The organism is Bradyrhizobium sp. CCBAU 51745, from assembly GCF_028128715.1.
GTDB classification, from domain to species: Bacteria; Pseudomonadota; Alphaproteobacteria; order Rhizobiales; family Xanthobacteraceae; genus Bradyrhizobium; species Bradyrhizobium manausense.
On the sequence record NZ_LBJP01000059.1, the window covers coordinates 13,230 to 31,184 of the forward strand.

The following is a 17,955-nucleotide window of genomic DNA, read 5'->3' on the forward strand; positions in this document are numbered from 1 at the left end:
GGTTTGACACCGATCAACGATCAGGAGCGCCACAGAAATAGTCTAGCTCAAAATTCAGGTGGATTCGTCAACATGATGTTTCAAGACAGAGAAGATGCCGGTCGTCAGCTGGCCAGAGCCTTGGTGAAATACAGGAGCCGTCATCCGGTGATCCTGGCACTGCCTCGCGGCGGCGTCCCCGTGGCGGCGGAGGTGGCCGAAAAGTTGGACGCGCCTCTCGACCTGGTTCTGGTGCGCAAGATTGGCGTGCCAATGCAGCCGGAGCTGGCGATGGGCGCGGTGGTGGATGGGGAGCAGCCGGTTATCGTGCGCAACCAGGATGTCATCGAATTGACGGGCGTAAGCGAGCGGACGTTCGACGCGGTTTGCGACGAGGAGCTTGCCGAGATCGAGCGACGCCGCGAACGTTATCTCGGCAACCGTGCTCGATCAGACGCCAGGGGGCAAGTGGCGATCATCGTTGACGACGGGATCGCGACTGGCGCGACAACGCTCGCAGCGATCCGGGCGCTTCGAAAGCGAGAGCCGAAAGAATTGGTTCTTGCCGTACCGGTCGCGCCGCTCGAGACGCTGCAGCGGCTGCATGCGGAAGTGGGTGCGATCGTTTGCCTGGATACGCCGCAGGACTTTGTCGCGATCGGCTACTATTACCGCGATTTTCGTCAGGTTAGCGATAACGAGGTCATCGCAATCTTGAAGCGGTTTCCGGCCAAGAAGATGACGGCATCGGGCTCCTGATCCCCGGGGATTGCCATGGACTCGTCGCCATGCGCGCTTTGACGGAGCTGCATCTTCGTGCGGAGATCACGCCGCGAGGCGTGTCGTCGATTTAGTGCGACATGAAAGTCGGGACTGTCATCGGCCTCAGCATCTCGCGGGTAGCGCCGCGGAAAAGGCCTTCCCGAATCCGGGACTGGCCGTAAGCTTCCATCACCAGCATGCCGAGGCCTTCATCTGCGGCCAGTTGAATTTCGGACCGCTTGGCCGTTAGCTCGATCAGCGTGGGACGGTACCGTATTTCAAGCTGGCGGGCCAATGCTGCAATGCGATATTATGCAAGCGTAGCATTCTACCTTGAGCTAGGCTGATTATTTGGATCATAATTGGGGTATCGCTGCAGAATCTGCGGCCGTACTGAAGTGAGAAATCCGTGACGGGCCTGGTTTCATCACTCGCCAATTCTGCAACCGCCCACGACCAGCGCTTTTGGCGAGGGGCCGGAGGTGCGAGCGTTGGCGGCTGGGATCTCGAGCTTTCTACGAAGCGATTGTTCTGCTCGAACATCGCCCGGAGACAGTTCGGCGTTTCGCGGTCGATTTCCACGAGCTCCATCAGCTGCTCCATCATCGAATGCCATGGCGGCCGTATTTGGGCTGAATCCAATCACGCAGGTAGAGCGGCGTTTCGCTTTACACTATCGGCGGCACCCAGCGAGAGTTTTCCAGATGGCAAGTAGGGGACGTGTCTACGTCATCGACGACGACGACGTCATGCGGGATTCGCTGCATTTCTTGCTCGATTCCGCGGAATTCGAAGTCAGCCTGTTCGAGGCCGCACAGAAATTCCTGGATCAGCTTCCAACCATCGCGTTTGGCTGCGTGGTCTCAGATGTCCGCATGCCGGGCCTCGACGGTATCGAGTTGCTGAAGCAGATCAAGATCAGCCGTGCTATCCTTCCTGTAATCATCATGACCGGCCACGGCGACATCCAGCTCGCGGTCGAGGCGATGAAGCTCGGTGCGGTCGATTTCTTGGAAAAACCATTTGAAGACGACCGCTTGGTTGCTTGGATCGATACAGCGCTGAAACAGGCTGAGGTTGGCGCGCGCGACGAGGCGGTGACACAGGAGATCGTAGCTCGCATGGCCTCCCTCAGCCCACGTGAGCGGCAAGTGATGGACGGATTGGTGGCGGGCCGGTCGAACAAGACCATCGCCCGCGACCACAACATCAGCCCGCGCACGATCGAGGTCTATCGGGCCAACGTGATGACCAAGATGCAAGCCTCTAGCCTTTCAGAACTCGTCCGGCTCGCCATGCAAGCCGGCGTGATGAAGGATTGAGCGGAATTAACGCCCCCCTGGCGGGCTGCAAGATGCTGCGAAGACCACGGCCGCATCCAATCAAGAAATGCCTAACGATGCTGGACGAGCAGCGGTTGCATACCGGCATCTCGTCGGTCACCAGAACCGAACTGCTGTTTGTTCTGTACTTGCGATGACTGTCGAAAGAGGGCTTGAGGATCAACCACCGCTCCATGCGACTATCCCACGGCCCTCACGGACGCTTTCGGACTAAGCGGTATGGCGCACAACCTGCGTCAGGAAATATGCGTGCGGGTTCGTGCGATGATGCCCGCAGCGATTTGCATGGACGCGCCAAGAGCCCAGCCCAAGAACACAGCCATCGCATCGCGAGGGCGCGCAATCTCATCGAGGATGATGCTACTCACCGCAATCACCGCCACAACTGCGGTCAGAAAGGTACCCGATGCACTGAGCAGCTCGACGGCGTCCGCTCCGGACCCAAAACCGCGCAGCGACCGGGCTCGCAGCTTCTCCGGAGCAGGAGGCAGATCGATGCCAAGATAGAAGCCGATCGCACCATAAACCATCATGCCGAGTATCGCGGCGCCGGAGCCAATCAGACTGAAATCGGACCTTGCGATGTGGGCCGCCACGAACAGCCCGCACGAACCACCGGTCAAGGCAAGTCCCGTTCGCTCCACGACATGGGCGAGCCTGCTAAGCAGGGAGCGCATTCTCCAACTTTGGTGGCGTTCAATCATGGCTCAATCCGACCGATCTCTCGCCGGCGCTGATTGAACAAGCGCGCCAGTCTGCAACTCACCAAGTCGCTCAACCCGGGCTAGGTAAAATTCCGGCGCATCATATTGAATGCTCGAGACATCTCTAGACACGTACGGCGGCCTCGGCTTCAGCCAAAAATCGGTCCATGACTCGGCGAACCTCCTGAGCTGAGATGCCGGCGGCGCCGAGATCCGCTGCGATCCGGTCGATCGTCAGGTCAACCGTTGGATTTGCGACGTCGGCCGCCATGATTTCACGGGCGTATGTCTCAACCGCTTCGCCGGACTTGCCTAGGCGCTGTACTGCCCACTGCGCAAGGGACGCTACCGCGCACTCCCGCGCTCTGAATTTAAGTTCTTCGCGATGCGCGAATTCCGCCTCAAATGCGCTCTCGCGATTATCGAACGACGTCATATTCATTTCCCGTATCACAACTATAAAACTAGCTCGCAAACAGTGTCGATCGTTGATTCAGGTCAACACGCTTCATCCTTTGGATGCGGACGTAGCGCTGCAATCGCTCGACGAAACGACGGCAATGGAAGTCCTGCTTCGGGCAGGAGGCCTCGTGCTGTTCGTGCCTCACATTTCCGCGGCTCTCCCAATCCCAAACGCATTGGAATTTGCTGGGACGGCAGCCGTCTTGCCGGGCGTTCGTTCGATCTCGATCAACGAAGTCTAGCTAGCACCCGAAGAAGCAACCGCTCAAACACTCGTCCAACATTTGCGGCGCGTTGGACTGGCGACGACTTGAGCTGACGGCAGAATATTCCGAGATCCAGCCATCCATCCTGTCGTTGGCGGCCAATGAAAATTTCGACATTGCTGGTGATGCGGGCTTATGGGCATTCCGCCTCCGGGAGGGGATGCTTGGCGCTGACACCCGGGAGATGTTGAAGACGATGACCGTACCGACCGTCATGTCGCACTAGCAAGTGCGACTTCGGCGTGGGTGAAAGCATGAACTCCCGTGTGTCGATGGCACGTCGGCAGCCTGCTGCAAACTCGTCTTCGATCGACGCGCTGCGTCAGCAGACGCCGCCTGGAAGGCTCCGCTGGATCAACTAGAGATTCACAGATGTGCCGCGACTCTTGCTCGCCTAGCAGAGACCCTCGTCCACGCTACTCCAACACTTACGGAAGCCTCCCGAACGTCATCGCGGGGGTCTCAGTTCACCGGCGAACCAACCAACTGCATCCGTCTTCATCGGATCCAGGACGACGGATACCACCTCGGCATGTTCGCAGGTCGAGCATTCGAAGGTGCGCTCCTCGTATCCTCTTTTGCCTGGAGAGACGCGAGCCAACCCCATCCGGTGCTTGCACACCGGACACATCGGCCGCTCGTTGATCGACGCAGTCATCCCTTAACCCCGGAACCACATCATACGTGCCGCGCAGCTGCAGCCTGCAAGGAAAATCGCTTTTGACCCGGCCTGGACGAACGACCTCGGTCTCACCGACGCCACTTTGGTCCGGGATCTTCCTTGTATTTCACGCTCAGGCCGATAAGGATTGGATCAGATCGCGGTCACAAGCCTTGCTGAATTGCGCAACCATGTCGAGTGGCAACTTGCCAAGCACTGTTGCGAACGGCACGTCAAAGATTATGTCACCGTCATTATCTGACGTAGAGCACCCAGCTGCGCCAGTCTTCCGCACTCGCCGTCATGATCTGCCTGTTCGCATGCGTCGATCAAGTCATCCACGAACGCGTGGCTTCGATCGAGCAACACGCCACGCGCGTTGAAGTAGTGGAAATAGACGTTTGTCACGTTCCGGCTCCATCAATCAACCGAGTAAAAATAGTCGATAGCAGGAGGCGGAACGTCGGACAAATCCGGTCGGTACCCTAAGGAGACATACGGAAGAAGCGGAGCGGCGTAAAGCCGCCTGGGTCCGGCCGAATCCGTCAACACCCTTAAGCAACCCACCGGAATTTCGAAAGCAGATCTCTTGAGATATGAGAGGACCATCAAGACGCGCCTAAGCAGCGGCAACTTAGCTCAGGAGGCCAGCATGATCTCGACGCTTTCAAGTCCCCTCAGAATACAGAGTACTTCACGCACTCTTGCGCATCGTCCACCCTCGAAGCGGCGATTCATCAAGTTTGAACTTGATCGGTCGCGCGCCTCTCTTCACCGCCATCGGGTTCTTTCAAGCGCTGGACGGGTCGCTGCGTTGTTTCGCCGCGACATTTGAGATCGCTAGAAGCAACCATTTGGCAACTGCTTCAGTTGGGCGCGCGCAACAGATACATCTCAATAACAGCTCTCCCTTCCTAAGGCTCACCAAATCAGGGATGCGTAGATGTTCAAGTCCGTCCTGGCGCCAATCGATCTCGCCGATACCGATCATTTGGCGACGCCCGCTGTCGCTGCTGTAGCAACGCTCGCTAAAATCTGGGGCGGCACGGTCCGCCTGCTCTATGTGCTGCCAACGACACCGGCAATGCTGGCCGAATACGTACCAGCCGATTTCACCACCCAGCAGCGCCAGACTTCTGAGGAAGCCCTCGCCATCGTGGCGCGTGAATCCGGCGTCGAGCCGTCGCGGATTTCGATTGCGGTGCGGCATGGCAGCATCTATCAGGAAATTCTCGAGGAAGCCGTCGCCATCCACGCCGACCTAATCGTGATGACGTCGCATCGGCCGGCAGTGCGCACCTATTTCCTTGGTTCCAACGCCAGCCATGTGGTGCGCTATGCCAGATGCTCGGTGCTCGTGGTCCGGCACTAAACTTCGCCCCCGAGGGACATCCGCAAGATGCGATCCTCATGGTCCGATGCTGATCCAGAAGTTGAAAGATTCGCGCCTTAAGGTTCTTCCGTCGGCTGGCTCCGATTTTAGCAGCGTGCGCCTTTGAGCCATGTAAAATCCTCTCCAAAGTAGCCGGCCGCCAAGCGTGAGCGCAGTCGGCTTGACGGGGGGCTCTGATCGGCCTTGTCTGCAACAGGGGCGTCCGGTGGCCCACCGGCCATCGCTCCAACACGTCCGTGCCAATGCTCGCAAGCAGCTCGAGCGGCTGCCGAAGGGTTCTAAAAGCCTTCAGACCGCTTCGTTCTATCCTGACTACGTGGCGACCCGGCTCCAACAACTGGCGGCTGCTGTCGACTTGAGAACGACCCAGGCCGCTGCGGTTGTTCCTGCTGATCTGCGTCAAAGCGATCGCCCGGTGTGTCCCTAGCTTGTCTGGGCAGGGAGCCGCCTATGCCGGTCCAGAATGCCGAAATCGCCGAGATGTTTGACCAGACCGCCGAGCTCCTGGAGATCAAGGGCGACAACCCTTTCCGTTCCCGCGCCTACCGCAACGCGGCTCGTTTGATCGAGCGCTTGCCAAAGAGCATCACGAGCCTGCTGAAGGCGGGCGAGGATCTCTCAGAATTACCTGGCATCGGCAAGGATCTTGCGGGAAAGATCGCCACCATCGTCGCGACCCACAAATTCGACGTCCTTGATCGGCTCAAGCGCGAGCTGCCGGGTGATCTCGGCGAGATCGCCGCGCTTCCGGGACTCGGTCCCAAGCGGATCAAACTGCTGTACGATAAACTGGGGGTCCGCTCGCTCGAGGATTTGCGGCGTGCGATCCGGTCGGGGCGGCTGCGCGAGCTGAAGGGGTTCGGGACCAAGAGCGAACAGAAACTTGCGGCCGCGCTGGCCAAGCCGAAGGCGGAAAAGCGCTTCAAACTGTCCGAGGCTGAGGCCGAAGCAGAGGCGTTGCTGAATTATCTGGACGGCGCCGACCGGGATCAGATGGCGGTCGCTGGGAGCTATCGTCGCAGGCGCGATACTGTGGGCGATCTCGACATCGTCGTGGCCGCACACGATGGCACGGCCGTTGGCGACAAGCTAACCAGGTACGAGGATGTCGCCAACGTGCTTGCACACGGCACTACCAGAACGACGGTCGTTCTCCGCTCCGGCCTTCAGGTCGATCTGCGCGTCGTTCCAAAGGCGAGCTACGGCGCGGCGCTCATATACTTCACGGGCTCCAAGGCGCACAATATTGTCTTGCGCGGCCTCGCGAACGACCGTGGCTGGAAGCTCAACGAATACGGCCTGTTCGAGGGTCGGCGGCACATCGCCGGCGCGACCGAAGAGGAAATCTACCGCAAGCTTGGCCTCGCATCGATTCCGCCGGAGATGCGGGAGGATCGCGGCGAGATTGCGCTCGCAATGACCGGTAAGCTTCCCAGACTGATTTCGCTTGGAGATATTCGCGGCGATTTGCACGTCCATTCCAACTGGAGCGACGGAACGGCCCCGATTGTGGATATGGCGGTTGCGGCGAAGGCCAGAGGCTATGATTACATCGCCATCACCGACCACAGTCAGCATGTTACGGTGGCCCATGGTCTGGATGCGGCGCGTCTGTCCAGGCAGATCGATGAAATCGACCGGCTGAACGAGAAACTGCACGGCTTCACCGTCCTCAAGGGCGCCGAGGTCGACATCCTCGCCGATGGGCGCCTCGACCTGCCTGACAAGATATTATCCCGGCTCGACATGGTGGTCGCTGCCGTGCACTACAAGTTCGATTTGTCCCGCAAGCTCCAGACCGATCGTATCCTCCGTGCGATGGATAACCGCCACGTGTGCGTCATAGCCCATCCAACAGGAAGGCTCATTGGCGAGCGGGAGCCTTATGAGGTCGACATGGAAGCGGTCATCGCAGCCGCGGCGGATACCGGTTGTTGCCTCGAGCTGAATGCGGACCCCGATCGGTTGGACCTCACGGATATCCACGCCCACGCGGCGAAATCGAGAGGCGTTAAGCTCGCGATCTCGACTGACGCGCATGCAACGGTTGGCTTCACCAACATGCGATTTGGCATCGATCAGGCGCGCCGCAGTTGGCTGGCACCGTCCGATGTGATCAACACGCAGCCGCTATCCAGGTTGCGAGAGTTGCTGAAGCGGTAGCAGGGACCTCTACCTGGCAGGGGCTGTCCCAAGCCGGACATCCCCGAAATCAGATTGGGGCAACCCACAAAGACGCCGCCGGCTTAAATGAAGCGCAGGCGGCGGTTTACCAGCCCCGGGTGGGATAGCAAACTCCCGGTGAAGATTAGTCTCGATGCTTTAGGCAAAGGTTCAAATAGGCTTAGGAATGAGGCGGGCTCAACATGAAGCGCAGAGAATTTACCCTGCCCGAATTGCAGGAAAGGCTGGATGAGCTTGGCGACGGCGCGATTCTTCAGATCGGCCGCCATGACTATGAACGGCTATCCGGCCTGGATGACGCTGCTCTCGGTCGTCTGCGCAATTTCGCTCGCGGTCACCAATGCGTTGCAAGCTTCGCCGATAGCGCCGTTATGTTTCGTAAGCGCATCACCTTGGCGACGGAAGGACCTATCCGCTAACGAGTTGCAGATAGCGTTCAGACCTTGGCCGACGAAGTCAGTAGACAAAAACTGGCTCGTGAATGAGGTGGTCGTTCACCGCGTCCACACCAGGCACGTTTATGGCGACGGCGTTGATCGCCTTTCTCGCCTGCTCGGACTCGACGGTCCCCCATAGATCCACAATTCCGCGCGTGACGACCACGTTGATCTTGTGGGGATGCGCCCATGGCTGCTTCTTGAGTTCTTCCATCAATTTCTGACGGACCGTGGCATCCGACCGCAAAATCTCGAGCTTGGGCCGCGCGCTCGCGATAGCCTGAATGATGTTCGCACGGCTGACGATGCCGACCAGATCGCCCGCTTGGTCGACAATGGGTACTCGCTTGATGCCGTGCGTTTCGAAAAGCTCGGCAATTTCAATCAAAGGCGTCTCGGGTTCGGCCGTCTTGACCTGCCGCGTCATGACGTCCGCAATCGTTCTGGCATGAGATTTGGCATAGTCCGCCGCCATTGCTCGATCTCCGGATAGCATATGCAGCCACCAAGAGTAGGGGCGCTCCGTCCCTGCCTCGACACGATGCATCAAGTCGGCCTCGGTGACGATGCCAACGAGCTTTCCTGCCTTGTCGACCACGGGAACGGCGCTAATGCGCCTCGCAATCATCGTCTTCGCCACGTCCTGTACGGTTGCACTTTCACCGGCCGTGATGACCGGGGACACCATCACGTCTCGCGCCTTCATGGCAACCTCCAACCGAGCCCAATTGCCCGGCGATCGCACCGGGAAGGACATCGTCAATCTAGTGCGACATCAGCGCCGGCACCGTCATCGTCTTCAGCATCTCGCGGGTGACGCCGCCGAAAAGGCCCTCTCTGATCTGGGAATGGCCGTAAGCTCCCATAACCAGCATGTCGAGGCCTTCATCCGCTGCCAAGGACAGGATCAAAGGCTGAATCTCGGACCGTCCTGCCGTCAGCTCCAGCAGGGTCGTCGCGATTTCGGACCGGCCCATGTGTTTCATCAGGCTCAGCGCGGATGCTTCCGCAGGAGAGACCTGGGTCTCATTGATGGAGATGACCACAGCCGCCTCCGCGCGTGACAGGAGTGGCTTCGCATCCCTAAGTGCGCGGGCAGCGTAGCGGCTTCCGTCCCAGCAGATGCCGATGCGCCTGGGCCTGAAGACGCCCTTGAAGATGTGGGGGATCATCAGCGTCGGGCCGCCAGCCTGAAGCAGGATTTGCGTCGAGGTCGCGTTGTCAAAGCTGTCCTGAGCGATGTCCGGCTGCAACGCAACAGTGAGGTCGTAAAGCCTGGCGGCAGCTCCGACGGCGGAGGCCGCCTCGGCCGGCAAGTCCTGAGTCGAGCGACATCCGTACGGGATCTCCGCCTTACGCGCTTCCGTCTCGAAGACGGCAAGTGCGACGGCGCTACGCTCCGTGGCTCGCTCCTGCTCCATCTCGAAGACAGCAGCCACGCCGGTCACAACCCCGTCTGCTGCGAAAGCGATGCCAGGCTGTATGTAGCCAGGGGCTATCGCGTCGAGATGAGCGTGCAGCGACCCCGCCAGTGAAATAGATGCATCGATCACCGGCTGTGGTGGTCGTTCGGTTGGAATATGAACAAGGATGTCTTTGATCATGAAGCTGTTCCCGAACTTCCGAACGAAATTCCAACCGCCGGGCGGAGCTGTGTTGACATGAATCAACCGCCACCGCTGGCATCCGCGACCGGAGAGATGAAGTATGAACCTGCGAAACCACTGCTTGACCTCGGTCAAAAACGTCAAAAAGTATCTGATCTAGGCTGTCACGTCTCCTTGGCATGCGTCATTGGCTCTGACGTAAATACCTGGTGGAACGGCGACACGGAGGCCCTGCTGATGAGCAAGACGATGATCCCGCACAATGCGATCGTTTTTGTTGGCGATGGCCGAAAGGCGCTGTTCTTCCGCAACGAGGGCGACGCAAAGTTCCTGAACTTGAAAGTCGAACGAGCCTTCGAGGATGACAATCCTCCAACCCATCTGCAGGGCAGCGAAGGTCCCGGGCGGGTCAGCAAGGCGGCTCATTCAGGCCAGCGAAGCGCGGTCGAGGCTGTCGACTGGCACGATCTGGAAGAGCATCGGTTTGCACGCATGGTGGCAGACGCTTTCGAGAAACTGGTTCGGCAGCAAAAGGCGAAAGCGATCATCGTCATCGCACCCCCTCGAACGATGGCCGATCTACGCAAAGCTTTCCATCAAGATGTGACACGCTGCATCGTCGCTGAACTACACAAAGACCTGACCAAGCATCCGGTGACGGAAATCGAGAAGCATCTCGTTGAGAGCTTATAGCTCTGCCCGGCGTTCGGCATTAGGAGGCTGCAATGCCCCACTACATCGTCCGCTTTTTCAAGAATGTTATCGGTGACCAGGGGCTGGCGCGTGAGCTATGCCAAGGCACATTCGAGCTTGATGCCTCCAGCGAAACGGAAGCTGACGCATCTGCCAAGCGGAAATTCTGCGGAGCGCGTTCCACACTTGATTGGTCGTTGCACGCAGATCGCGTCGAGACGACGCCAGCAGACTTTCCGTCCTGATCGTGCCCAACCGGGGGCCCCACGCTCGCGACCGAAACCGCGTTTTCGAGCGCTGTTCGCACCACCTTGACCGGGGTCCCACGATGCCGGCCGCAACGAGATCGACATAGGACACGCTTTCGTCATCAACTTCCAGTGACCTTTGAGCTCCGGGCGCCAAATGGTACGAGCTGCAAAACACTACTTCCGCTACAGCCCGGCCTAGTGAAGCTCAGAGCTCACAGTTTCGCTGACAGGCCCGACCTCGACAATGTCCCCGTCGTTGACGTGATCGCGGATTGCCCCGAGCTCGGCTGAATTGATCTCAAGGAGCCACCGCTTCCACTCTCTTGGATGTCCCTCGGGGGCGACCGGCTCGCCACTTGCGGCGTATCTATATTTCGCTAGCGCCTCTGCGGCTCGTTTCATAGCGTCGCCGTCCTTCAAGGTTACAACGCACCTCATATCGTCCCTCGTCTGTAAATAAAAAAACATACCACGGGTACTTTGGTGCACTTTGATTGGGATCAAGGCGAATAAGTCGGCGCGCGCGGTTTCTGATTGCGCCAGGTCAACGAGTAGCGGGGCGACGCGCTCTAGGTATTCATTGGCCCGTTATGCCTTGCCTTCGACCAATCATCGCGTTTGGGCCGCTCGCTTGTCATCACAGGGAGGTGCTGGAAATGCTCGCCGAAACAAAGTTAGATACGATGAGCGCCATCTATCAGCGGCGCGCGGTGCGAAGCTACACTGCTAAGAAAATCGGGAAAGAGACTATAGAGAAACTCCTCGACGCTGCGGTGCATGCGCCAACGGCGGTTCATCGCGAGCCGTGGGCATTTGTCATAATTCAGAACAAGGATCGGTTGCGACAATATTCGGATCTCGCAAAATCCTTGCTGCTCGGCCAGCAGGAGGCAACGTCGTTCTTCCGCGCGGCTGAACCGAAGGCGCTCGCTATGCTTTCCGATCCTAACTTCAACATCTTCTATGACGCCGGCACGCTCGTCGTCATCGGCTGCAAGTCGCGCGGTCCTTTCGTGGAGGCCGACTGCTGGCTTGCAGCAGAAAATCTTATGCTTGCCGCGACCGCAGAAGGGCTTGGCACTTGCTGTATTGGATTCGCCGTCAACATTCTGAATGCTCCTGAGGTCAAACGCGAGCTTGGCATTCCGGAAGGCGGAGCTGCGGTAGCTCCGATCATCATTGGCGTGCCCAGGGGACCGATACCTAGCGGCACAAGAAAGGCGCCAGAAATTCTGTCGTGGGTGGCGTGAATGGGCTGAGCAAGTGACGTGGAGAGCAATAACGTCGAGCCGCGATTGTTGATTTGCGTGCACCCACTGCGCGCCAAGGGACACTTGCGTCGCTAATCTTCAGCTACAAACGGGGAGAGAACCCATGAGCATGCGGATTGACCCCTTCCTTTACTCTATAATTGCGTTGATCAGTTTTGCAGGATCCGCAGCTGCTGATCCTGTGGTTCGGTATGCATGTAATACCGTCGGGACCGCGGCTCCTGAACCGGTAGGCGATCGCGACGGGCATACGATTGTAGCTAATCAGTTCACCTGTGTCGGCATGGGCGGTCTTCTTAAGGGGGCCAACTACACCGCAGTAAATATCACCGAGTTCGATGGCCCGAAAGGAAAGTACTTGCTCGCCGGCGGAGTTCATCGCGGGCAAGGTGGCCTTGTCGTGACCCAGGCCCTGGAAGGTGTTACGATATTCAACATGAAGGATGGCAAGCCTGTCTCGTTTGAAGGAACAGGCAAGGCGATAGTCAAGTTCGCCTCTGGCCCGTTCGCCCAGCTCTCTGGAAAGACACTCAATCTGACGGTTAAGCAGACTGGTTTGAACCGCTGGGACTTGGAGTTCTTTGAGTAAACGGTTGTCTTGGGGGGTCGCTAGAATTTGGCGGCCTTCTCCAGCTCCAAGGCCGCCGCTCTAATTGACTGCGTCAGAGTAAACATCGACGCGACGGATCGTCCCCTCAGAAGAGACAACCGGAGTCAAAGAAGAACTTGGTTCAGACTTTTACCATCGTTTGCGCGAGCAGGTCCGTTCACGTGGAATTTGATGATCGTTGGTATTGGATGATTGTGAGGAGATGTCGAGAAAGCTCGTCGTTCTTAGTTCGAAGTCTCGGAGGGCGCTCAGTTTGAGCTCGCTTAGGATTAGCAGCCGCCACTGAGCGACCCGCCAGGGCTAATATCCCATCCGGCGATACATCCGGGCCGCGATGACGACTAGGATCGCGGTCAATGCGATCAAGACACTGAAATCCACCATGAGCCCATAGTCGCTCGTTCCCGTCTTCAGCATGAGGCTGCGCAGAGCATCGACTTCATAGGTCAAAGGGTTGACGTGTGACACTGCGCGCAACCATTCCGGCATTAATGACAATGTATGGATCGCATTGCTGGCAAAAAAGATCGGCATTGTCAGCACCTGTCCGATACCCATGAACCGTTCGCGCGTCTTGACGATGCAGGCGATGATCAATGAAAGCGGTGGAGAACAGCCCGGAGCCGACGATGATGGCCGCAGCGACGCCGAGCATATTGAGTGGATTAAGAGCGATGCCGACGCCCAGCAGAAGCGACAGGATGTAGACGATAACTGCCTGGGACAGCGCTCGCACACCGGCCGAAATAGCTTTCCCGAGCACCAGAGCCGACCGCGGCGCTGGACTCGCGAGGTAGCGCTGCAATACGCCGAGATCTCGCTCCCAAATGGCAGAAATTCCGTAGAAGATAGCGACGAATAGGGCGCTCTGCGCCAGGATGCCAGCGGCGAGGTAGTCGAGATAGGGCACGTTGCCTGGCGCGACGCATGACGCAACTCCGGAACTGTCGACGATCAACCGAGGCAGGCGGCCCTAAGTTCCCGTCAATGCCGTCGGGCGTCAAGCTCATCCCGAGCCGCCCGCGCAACCTCTCGCGCCGCCTCCAGCGCAACATCGCGCGTCAGCACCTCAGGCCGCAGGCGCCGGCTCGGCAGGTCGTCCCAGTAGAAGTATCGGCTGGGCCTGCCATCGGCGAAGCGCACCTCGAAGCTGCCGCAGTAAGTGCCCGGACGTTGCTGGAGTGCAGCGCGATGACGCGCCGCGCCTTGAACGAGAACGCTGCACGTACGCTGTTCAAACGAACAGCGCCGCCACCTCGGTGAGCTTTGGAAAGCACAAGAATGCCGCCGAGGTTGGGGGGCATCTTCGGCGGCCACTTGGGGGATGCGCACAGGGCGGCCGTACGCGAGATACAATTAACGCGCCGGGCGCGGCCGAGGGAGATCAAGCAGGCAGCCCCGTAATCCACCGGGTGCGCCGGCTTGAGCGAGATCAAAGGTGGCTGATCGCGGTCTGCGAAAAGGTCGCCATCTGATTACGGAAGCGTACTTGCAATCCGCCCGGCAGCCGTTATCGAATGCCGGGCTTTTGCATGGCCCGAAACGCCGATGATCCATTTGGTTACACGATTTGCGACGACTCTGATCGTCGGGCTCTGCATTCTGCTTTCAGTCGCAGCGATTGACGGTGCGCTCGCAGCAATCACCGTTCGAATTCAGCTTTCAAATCAGACGATGAGCGTCACCGTGGATGGCGCCCAATTTGCCACTTGGCCGGTCTCGACCGCGCGGCGCGGTTACCGAACGCCCGTCGGAACTTACACACCCTATTCTCTCGAACGGATGCACTATTCCAAGCTCTACGACTTTACGCCAATGCCATATTCGATCTTCTTTCACGCCGGATACGCGATTCACGGCACCTACGAAGTCCGCAGTCTTGGTCGACCAGTCTCCCACGGCTGTATCAGGTTGAGTCCGAATAACGCCCGCTCTCTCTTCGAATTAATTCAGGCGCAAGGACGGCTGAACACGACAATCGAGATCATCCGTTAAGGGCAGCCGTCGTTTCTGACGCAGCCGGTGGGACAAGCGGTGATGGGGCAGAACAGTGGCTCTTCAGCATTGACCGTTGCTTTGCCCGGTTCTTCGCAGCAAGGCCACTTCGGTTGGGCGCGGTAAGGAATGATGTAAGACTTTGTGCGCAGGTTCTCACCGATGCGGCGGCTTGTCCGCTCGCGGCACCTCTCGCGCCTCTTCCTCGGCGAGCAGCTTGCGGATCGTCTCGCGCTTGTGCTCGTCAGTTTCCTCTTCGAGGAGCTTCTGAAAGCGGCGGATATTCTCGTTGTGAATGTACCGCTCCATGGGACTGCCCTCCCACATGAGTGACGGGACCGGTATCTTAGTCCCATCCGAGAATTAACACATGTTAATTCCCGCAGGTGCGACCCGTACAACTACGGGTGATCCTGCGGCGGAACGCTCGCGTTTGCTGGCGGGAGCCGCTGGTGATTGTGCCACGCCGGCGGCTCCAGCCCTGATGAATTCGCTGTCGGGTGGCGTGACGGCGCGACTGCTGTAGCTGCTGCTCGGCGTCAGACACGCGGGCGCGAAGATTCTGCAGGTCGGAGAGCTGAGACGTGAGCTGTTCTAGACGCTCCTGCAGTAGGGCTGCTCGACCTTGGTGACTACGCATCTCATAGGTCCTGCACACAAATTAGAACCACGCCCCCCAGCCGAGGCAAGCTAGATTTAACATATGTTAATTTCAACTTGGATAGCGGCGGCTTCTTTGATCTAAGTCAAACGGTTGCGCTTCTCGCGCCAAGGCCGGGGCCAAGGCGGAAGCGGGCTAAGGTGTAAGGCATACAGCTGCCACGGGGTTGATGCAGGCTGGTGCCCTCATGTGGGAAGCTGCCGGCTTTCTCGGCATGAGCGAGAAGACCCTTCGTGAGCACGACGACGCGCACAAGACGGTGCAGGAGCTGTTGAGGCTGCAGCCGACTATGACGGTCAGCGGCTGGTTGAAAGGTTCTCCCGCCGCGTCCTACGAAATCGGACGGCAGGCCGCGGAAGTGTTTCGTCGAGCGGGAGTACCCGAGTGACGCAAAATGACGATCGCTTCTGCAACCAAGGACGCCTGCCTCAAGGCGACCGGGCATAAGGACAGTGTGTCCTGCCGCTTCACCCATTGCTATCCGGATGGGCCAGCACCGTATTTCTCGAGGCAAAGGGCGGCACGGCGCACTTGCTGAGCAGTTGTAAATCGGCGCCGAACCACGATCCGTTCGCTATCATCTGAATCAACGATTTAGCGCGCCGATCGGCGCAGGGACCCAACGCCGATTAACACTTCAAGACTATCGCGGATTTCCGCAAGGACAATGGCAAGGCCATGGTGCTATGACATTTCCTGATGACAAACTTTCTGCAAAGCGAAACATGAGCAATCCGCAGATTGACGCAGCGCGGCAAGGTGCCGGTCTTTGATTAGAAGTGCTGTGAAAAAGTTGATCCGCGCGAGTCTGGTTTCGGTCGAAAGTTCGGATAAGCTTGCGACAGTTGCCGAAAGAACAAAAGTCCTTGGGAGGAAATGATGCTCGACACCACGCCTAACGCGCGCATCCAGGCCTTTCTCGACAAATTCGAAGCGGCGCTTGTGGCAGGCGACCTGGACGCCGCCCTAGGGATGTTCGCACCCGAGTGCTACTGGCGCGACCTTGTTGCCTTCACTTGGAATATCAAGACAATGGAAGGTCGCGATCAGATCCGCGAGATGCTCAGCTCCTGCTTGGCGCACGCAAAGCCACGCAATTGGAAAATAGCCGACGGGGAAAACGCTTCTGAAACCGACGGGGTGGCCGAATGCTGGATCTCGTTCGAGACCGAGGTCGCCCGCGGCTACGGTCTAATCCGTCTTCAGAACGGCCAGATTTGGACGCTTTTGACGACGATGGTCGAGCTGAAGGGTTACGAGGAGAAGGCGGGCTTCACCCGGCCGCTTGGCGCCCGCCACGGCGTCAATCCAGGCGCCAAAACCTGGAAAGAATTGCGGGACGAGGAAACCGAGCAGCTCGGCCTCAAAACGCAGCCGTACGTGCTCATTATCGGCGGCGGCCAGGGTGGCATCGCACTCGGCGCGCGGTTGCGCCAGCTTGGCGTGCCCACCATCATCGTCGAGAAGAACGCGCGTCCCGGCGACTCCTGGCGCAACCGCTACAAGTCGCTCTGCCTGCATGACCCGGTCTGGTACGATCATTTGCCCTACATCGACTTTCCGAAGAACTGGCCGGTGTTTTCGCCCAAGGACAAGATCGGCGACTGGCTGGAGATGTACACCAAAGTCATGGAGCTGAACTACTGGACCGGCACCACGGCCAAACACGCTGACTGGAACGACGCCAAAAAGGAATGGACGGTCCTCGTCGAGCGCGATGGCAAGGAGATTACGCTCAAGCCGAAGCAGCTTGTTTTTGCGACCGGCATGTCCGCCAAGCCGAACATGCCGCAATTCAAGGGCATGGATACCTTCAAGGGTGAACAGCACCATTCCTCGCGCCACCCAGGTCCCGATCGCTACAAGGGCAAGAAGGTCGTCGTGATCGGCTCGAACAATTCGGCACATGACATCTGCGCAGCGCTGTACGAGGCTGGCGTCGATGTGACAATGGTGCAACGCTCGACGACACACATCGTGCGCTCGGATTCGCTGATGGCATCCATCGCGGACCTCTATTCAGAGCGCGCGGTCCGCGGTGGCATGACGACAGCCAAGGCCGATCTGATCTTCGCCTCGCTGCCCTACAAGATCCTGCATCAGTTGCAGAAGCCGGTTTATGACAAGATCCGCCAGGATGACGCCGATTTTTATGCAGGGTTGACGAGAGCCGGTTTCCGGCTCGACTTCGGCGACGACGATTCCGGTTTGTTCATGAAGTACCTGCGTCGCGGCTCGGGCTATTACATCGACGTTGGCGCCTCGCAGCTCATCATCGACGGAAAGGTCAAGCTGGTCGCAGGCCAGGTCGAGGAAATCACGCCCAGCGGTGTCAAACTCGACAACGGAAGGGAGCTGCCTGCCGATGTGATCGTCTATGCTACCGGCTACAGTTCAATGAACGGCTTTGTCGCCGACCTGATCAGCCGGGAAATGGCCGACAGGGTCGGCAAGGTCTGGGGACTGGGCTCGAATACGACCAAGGATCCCGGCCCATGGGAAGGCGAGCAGCGCAACATGTGGAAGCCGACACAACAGGAAGGGCTATGGTTCCACGGCGGCAATCTGCACCAGTCGCGTCACTACTCGCAGTTCCTGTCCCTACAGTTGAAAGCTCGCTATGAGGGCATCCCGACCCCCGTCTATGGCCTGCAAGCGGTCCATCACAAGGCATAA

General features: G+C 58.7%; 21 protein-coding genes. 12 read left to right on the plus strand and 9 right to left on the minus strand.

Going from position 1 to position 17,955, the window contains the following annotated elements:
• Positions 1-72: 72 nt before the first annotated feature.
• Entirely contained in the window at positions 73-738 is a 666-nt protein-coding gene (locus XH98_RS14350) for a phosphoribosyltransferase (RefSeq protein WP_271619011.1), read from the plus strand.
• Positions 739-829: 91 nt separating this feature from the next.
• On the opposite strand, the gene XH98_RS14355 is transcribed toward XH98_RS14350, so the two are convergent.
• Positions 830-1,036, minus strand: a complete 207-nt coding sequence (locus tag XH98_RS14355; RefSeq protein ID WP_271618987.1) for a hypothetical protein — start codon at positions 1,034-1,036, stop codon at positions 830-832.
• A gap of 409 nt (positions 1,037-1,445) precedes the next feature.
• Between XH98_RS14355 and fixJ the strand changes: the two genes are divergently transcribed.
• Entirely contained in the window at positions 1,446-2,063 is a 618-nt protein-coding gene (fixJ, locus tag XH98_RS14360; protein ID WP_271619012.1) for a response regulator FixJ, read from the plus strand.
• A gap of 257 nt (positions 2,064-2,320) precedes the next feature.
• Here the strand turns inward: fixJ and XH98_RS14365 are convergent, their stop codons facing one another.
• From XH98_RS14365 to XH98_RS14375, 3 genes are all read right to left on the minus strand, one after another.
• Complete coding sequence (locus XH98_RS14365; protein WP_271618988.1) at positions 2,321-2,788, minus strand: hypothetical protein; 468 nt, start codon at positions 2,786-2,788, stop codon at positions 2,321-2,323.
• A 124-nt stretch (positions 2,789-2,912) separates the two neighbouring features.
• Positions 2,913-3,224, minus strand: a complete 312-nt coding sequence (locus tag XH98_RS14370; RefSeq protein WP_271618989.1) for a DUF1476 domain-containing protein — start codon at positions 3,222-3,224, stop codon at positions 2,913-2,915.
• Positions 3,225-4,417: 1,193 nt separating this feature from the next.
• Positions 4,418-4,585: a hypothetical protein gene (locus tag XH98_RS14375; protein WP_271618990.1), complete on the minus strand. Its 168-nt coding sequence runs from the start codon at positions 4,583-4,585 to the stop codon at positions 4,418-4,420.
• A gap of 535 nt (positions 4,586-5,120) precedes the next feature.
• Between XH98_RS14375 and XH98_RS14380 the strand changes: the two genes are divergently transcribed.
• The 3 genes from XH98_RS14380 to XH98_RS14390 all read left to right on the plus strand — a co-directional run bounded on the left by XH98_RS14380 (position 5,121) and on the right by XH98_RS14390 (position 8,173).
• Positions 5,121-5,549 carry a universal stress protein gene (locus XH98_RS14380; RefSeq protein WP_271618991.1) on the plus strand — a complete coding sequence of 143 codons (429 nt, stop codon included), beginning with the start codon at positions 5,121-5,123 and terminating at the stop codon, positions 5,547-5,549.
• 471 nt (positions 5,550-6,020) lie between these two features.
• Entirely contained in the window at positions 6,021-7,733 is a 1,713-nt protein-coding gene (gene polX, locus XH98_RS14385) for a DNA polymerase/3'-5' exonuclease PolX (protein ID WP_271618992.1), read from the plus strand.
• A 203-nt stretch (positions 7,734-7,936) separates the two neighbouring features.
• On the plus strand, positions 7,937-8,173 hold the full coding sequence (locus XH98_RS14390) for a hypothetical protein (RefSeq protein ID WP_271618993.1): 237 nt from the start codon (positions 7,937-7,939) through the stop codon (positions 8,171-8,173).
• 37 nt (positions 8,174-8,210) lie between these two features.
• Here the strand turns inward: XH98_RS14390 and XH98_RS14395 are convergent, their stop codons facing one another.
• Together XH98_RS14395 and XH98_RS14400 are read right to left on the minus strand one after the other, a co-directional pair.
• Positions 8,211-8,897, minus strand: a complete 687-nt coding sequence (locus XH98_RS14395; RefSeq protein ID WP_271618994.1) for a CBS domain-containing protein — start codon at positions 8,895-8,897, stop codon at positions 8,211-8,213.
• A 58-nt stretch (positions 8,898-8,955) separates the two neighbouring features.
• Positions 8,956-9,795, minus strand: a complete 840-nt coding sequence (locus tag XH98_RS14400; protein ID WP_271618995.1) for a universal stress protein — start codon at positions 9,793-9,795, stop codon at positions 8,956-8,958.
• On the opposite strand from XH98_RS14400, the gene XH98_RS40905 reads away from it, so the two are divergent.
• The 4 genes from XH98_RS40905 to XH98_RS14420 all read left to right on the plus strand — a co-directional run bounded on the left by XH98_RS40905 (position 9,772) and on the right by XH98_RS14420 (position 12,602).
• Positions 9,772-10,491, plus strand: a complete 720-nt coding sequence (locus tag XH98_RS40905) for a host attachment family protein (RefSeq protein ID WP_333931947.1) — start codon at positions 9,772-9,774, stop codon at positions 10,489-10,491. The two genes, XH98_RS14400 and XH98_RS40905, sit on opposite strands and share 24 nt — an antisense overlap.
• 32 nt (positions 10,492-10,523) lie before the next feature.
• Entirely contained in the window at positions 10,524-10,736 is a 213-nt protein-coding gene (locus tag XH98_RS14410) for a hypothetical protein (protein ID WP_271618996.1), read from the plus strand.
• A 662-nt stretch (positions 10,737-11,398) separates the two neighbouring features.
• The gene (locus XH98_RS14415) at positions 11,399-11,992 is read left to right on the plus strand and encodes a nitroreductase family protein (RefSeq protein ID WP_271618997.1); all 594 of its coding nucleotides are present in this window, start codon (positions 11,399-11,401) and stop codon (positions 11,990-11,992) included.
• 124 nt (positions 11,993-12,116) lie between these two features.
• Positions 12,117-12,602, plus strand: a complete 486-nt coding sequence (locus XH98_RS14420; RefSeq protein ID WP_271618998.1) for a hypothetical protein — start codon at positions 12,117-12,119, stop codon at positions 12,600-12,602.
• A gap of 321 nt (positions 12,603-12,923) precedes the next feature.
• Here XH98_RS14420 and XH98_RS41085 read toward each other — a convergent pair whose 3' ends face one another.
• Together XH98_RS41085 and XH98_RS14425 are read right to left on the minus strand one after the other, a co-directional pair.
• Positions 12,924-13,181, minus strand: a complete 258-nt coding sequence (locus XH98_RS41085) for an ABC transporter permease (RefSeq protein WP_442868581.1) — start codon at positions 13,179-13,181, stop codon at positions 12,924-12,926.
• A complete protein-coding gene (locus XH98_RS14425) occupies positions 13,063-13,533 on the minus strand; it encodes an ABC transporter permease (RefSeq protein WP_271618999.1) in 471 nt (156 codons plus the stop codon). Before XH98_RS14425 ends, XH98_RS41085 begins: the two co-directional genes overlap by 119 nt.
• Before the next feature lie 638 nt (positions 13,534-14,171).
• On the opposite strand from XH98_RS14425, the gene XH98_RS14430 reads away from it, so the two are divergent.
• Positions 14,172-14,618, plus strand: a complete 447-nt coding sequence (locus XH98_RS14430; RefSeq protein WP_271619000.1) for a L,D-transpeptidase — start codon at positions 14,172-14,174, stop codon at positions 14,616-14,618.
• A gap of 156 nt (positions 14,619-14,774) precedes the next feature.
• Here the strand turns inward: XH98_RS14430 and XH98_RS14435 are convergent, their stop codons facing one another.
• Positions 14,775-14,927, minus strand: a complete 153-nt coding sequence (locus tag XH98_RS14435; protein WP_271619001.1) for a hypothetical protein — start codon at positions 14,925-14,927, stop codon at positions 14,775-14,777.
• 539 nt (positions 14,928-15,466) lie between these two features.
• Here XH98_RS14435 and XH98_RS14440 point away from each other — a divergent pair.
• On the plus strand, positions 15,467-15,667 hold the full coding sequence (locus tag XH98_RS14440) for a hypothetical protein (protein WP_271619002.1): 201 nt from the start codon (positions 15,467-15,469) through the stop codon (positions 15,665-15,667).
• Positions 15,668-16,158: 491 nt separating this feature from the next.
• The gene (locus XH98_RS14445) at positions 16,159-17,955 is read left to right on the plus strand and encodes an NAD(P)/FAD-dependent oxidoreductase (RefSeq protein WP_271619003.1); all 1,797 of its coding nucleotides are present in this window, start codon (positions 16,159-16,161) and stop codon (positions 17,953-17,955) included.

Bases quoted from the DNA above. Each gene is read 5' to 3' on its own strand.
- XH98_RS14415 (WP_271618997.1), top strand. From the start codon at position 11,399: ATGCTCGCCGAAACAAAGTTAGATACGATGAGCGCCATCTATCAGCGG.
- XH98_RS14435 (WP_271619001.1), bottom strand. From the start codon at position 14,927: ATGGAGCGGTACATTCACAACGAGAATATCCGCCGCTTTCAGAAGCTC.
- XH98_RS14395 (WP_271618994.1), bottom strand. From the start codon at position 8,897: ATGAAGGCGCGAGACGTGATGGTGTCCCCGGTCATCACGGCCGGTGAA.
- XH98_RS14430 (WP_271619000.1), top strand. From the start codon at position 14,172: ATGATCCATTTGGTTACACGATTTGCGACGACTCTGATCGTCGGGCTC.
- XH98_RS14390 (WP_271618993.1), top strand. From the start codon at position 7,937: ATGAAGCGCAGAGAATTTACCCTGCCCGAATTGCAGGAAAGGCTGGAT.
- XH98_RS14420 (WP_271618998.1), top strand. From the start codon at position 12,117: ATGAGCATGCGGATTGACCCCTTCCTTTACTCTATAATTGCGTTGATC.
- XH98_RS14410 (WP_271618996.1), top strand. From the start codon at position 10,524: ATGCCCCACTACATCGTCCGCTTTTTCAAGAATGTTATCGGTGACCAG.
- polX (WP_271618992.1), top strand. From the start codon at position 6,021: ATGCCGGTCCAGAATGCCGAAATCGCCGAGATGTTTGACCAGACCGCC.
- XH98_RS14370 (WP_271618989.1), bottom strand. From the start codon at position 3,224: ATGACGTCGTTCGATAATCGCGAGAGCGCATTTGAGGCGGAATTCGCG.
- XH98_RS40905 (WP_333931947.1), top strand. From the start codon at position 9,772: ATGAACAAGGATGTCTTTGATCATGAAGCTGTTCCCGAACTTCCGAAC.
- XH98_RS14380 (WP_271618991.1), top strand. From the start codon at position 5,121: ATGTTCAAGTCCGTCCTGGCGCCAATCGATCTCGCCGATACCGATCAT.
- XH98_RS14350 (WP_271619011.1), top strand. From the start codon at position 73: ATGATGTTTCAAGACAGAGAAGATGCCGGTCGTCAGCTGGCCAGAGCC.
- XH98_RS41085 (WP_442868581.1), bottom strand. From the start codon at position 13,181: ATGGGTATCGGACAGGTGCTGACAATGCCGATCTTTTTTGCCAGCAAT.
- XH98_RS14365 (WP_271618988.1), bottom strand. From the start codon at position 2,788: ATGATTGAACGCCACCAAAGTTGGAGAATGCGCTCCCTGCTTAGCAGG.
- XH98_RS14445 (WP_271619003.1), top strand. From the start codon at position 16,159: ATGCTCGACACCACGCCTAACGCGCGCATCCAGGCCTTTCTCGACAAA.
- XH98_RS14440 (WP_271619002.1), top strand. From the start codon at position 15,467: ATGTGGGAAGCTGCCGGCTTTCTCGGCATGAGCGAGAAGACCCTTCGT.
- XH98_RS14400 (WP_271618995.1), bottom strand. From the start codon at position 9,795: ATGATCAAAGACATCCTTGTTCATATTCCAACCGAACGACCACCACAG.
- fixJ (WP_271619012.1), top strand. From the start codon at position 1,446: ATGGCAAGTAGGGGACGTGTCTACGTCATCGACGACGACGACGTCATG.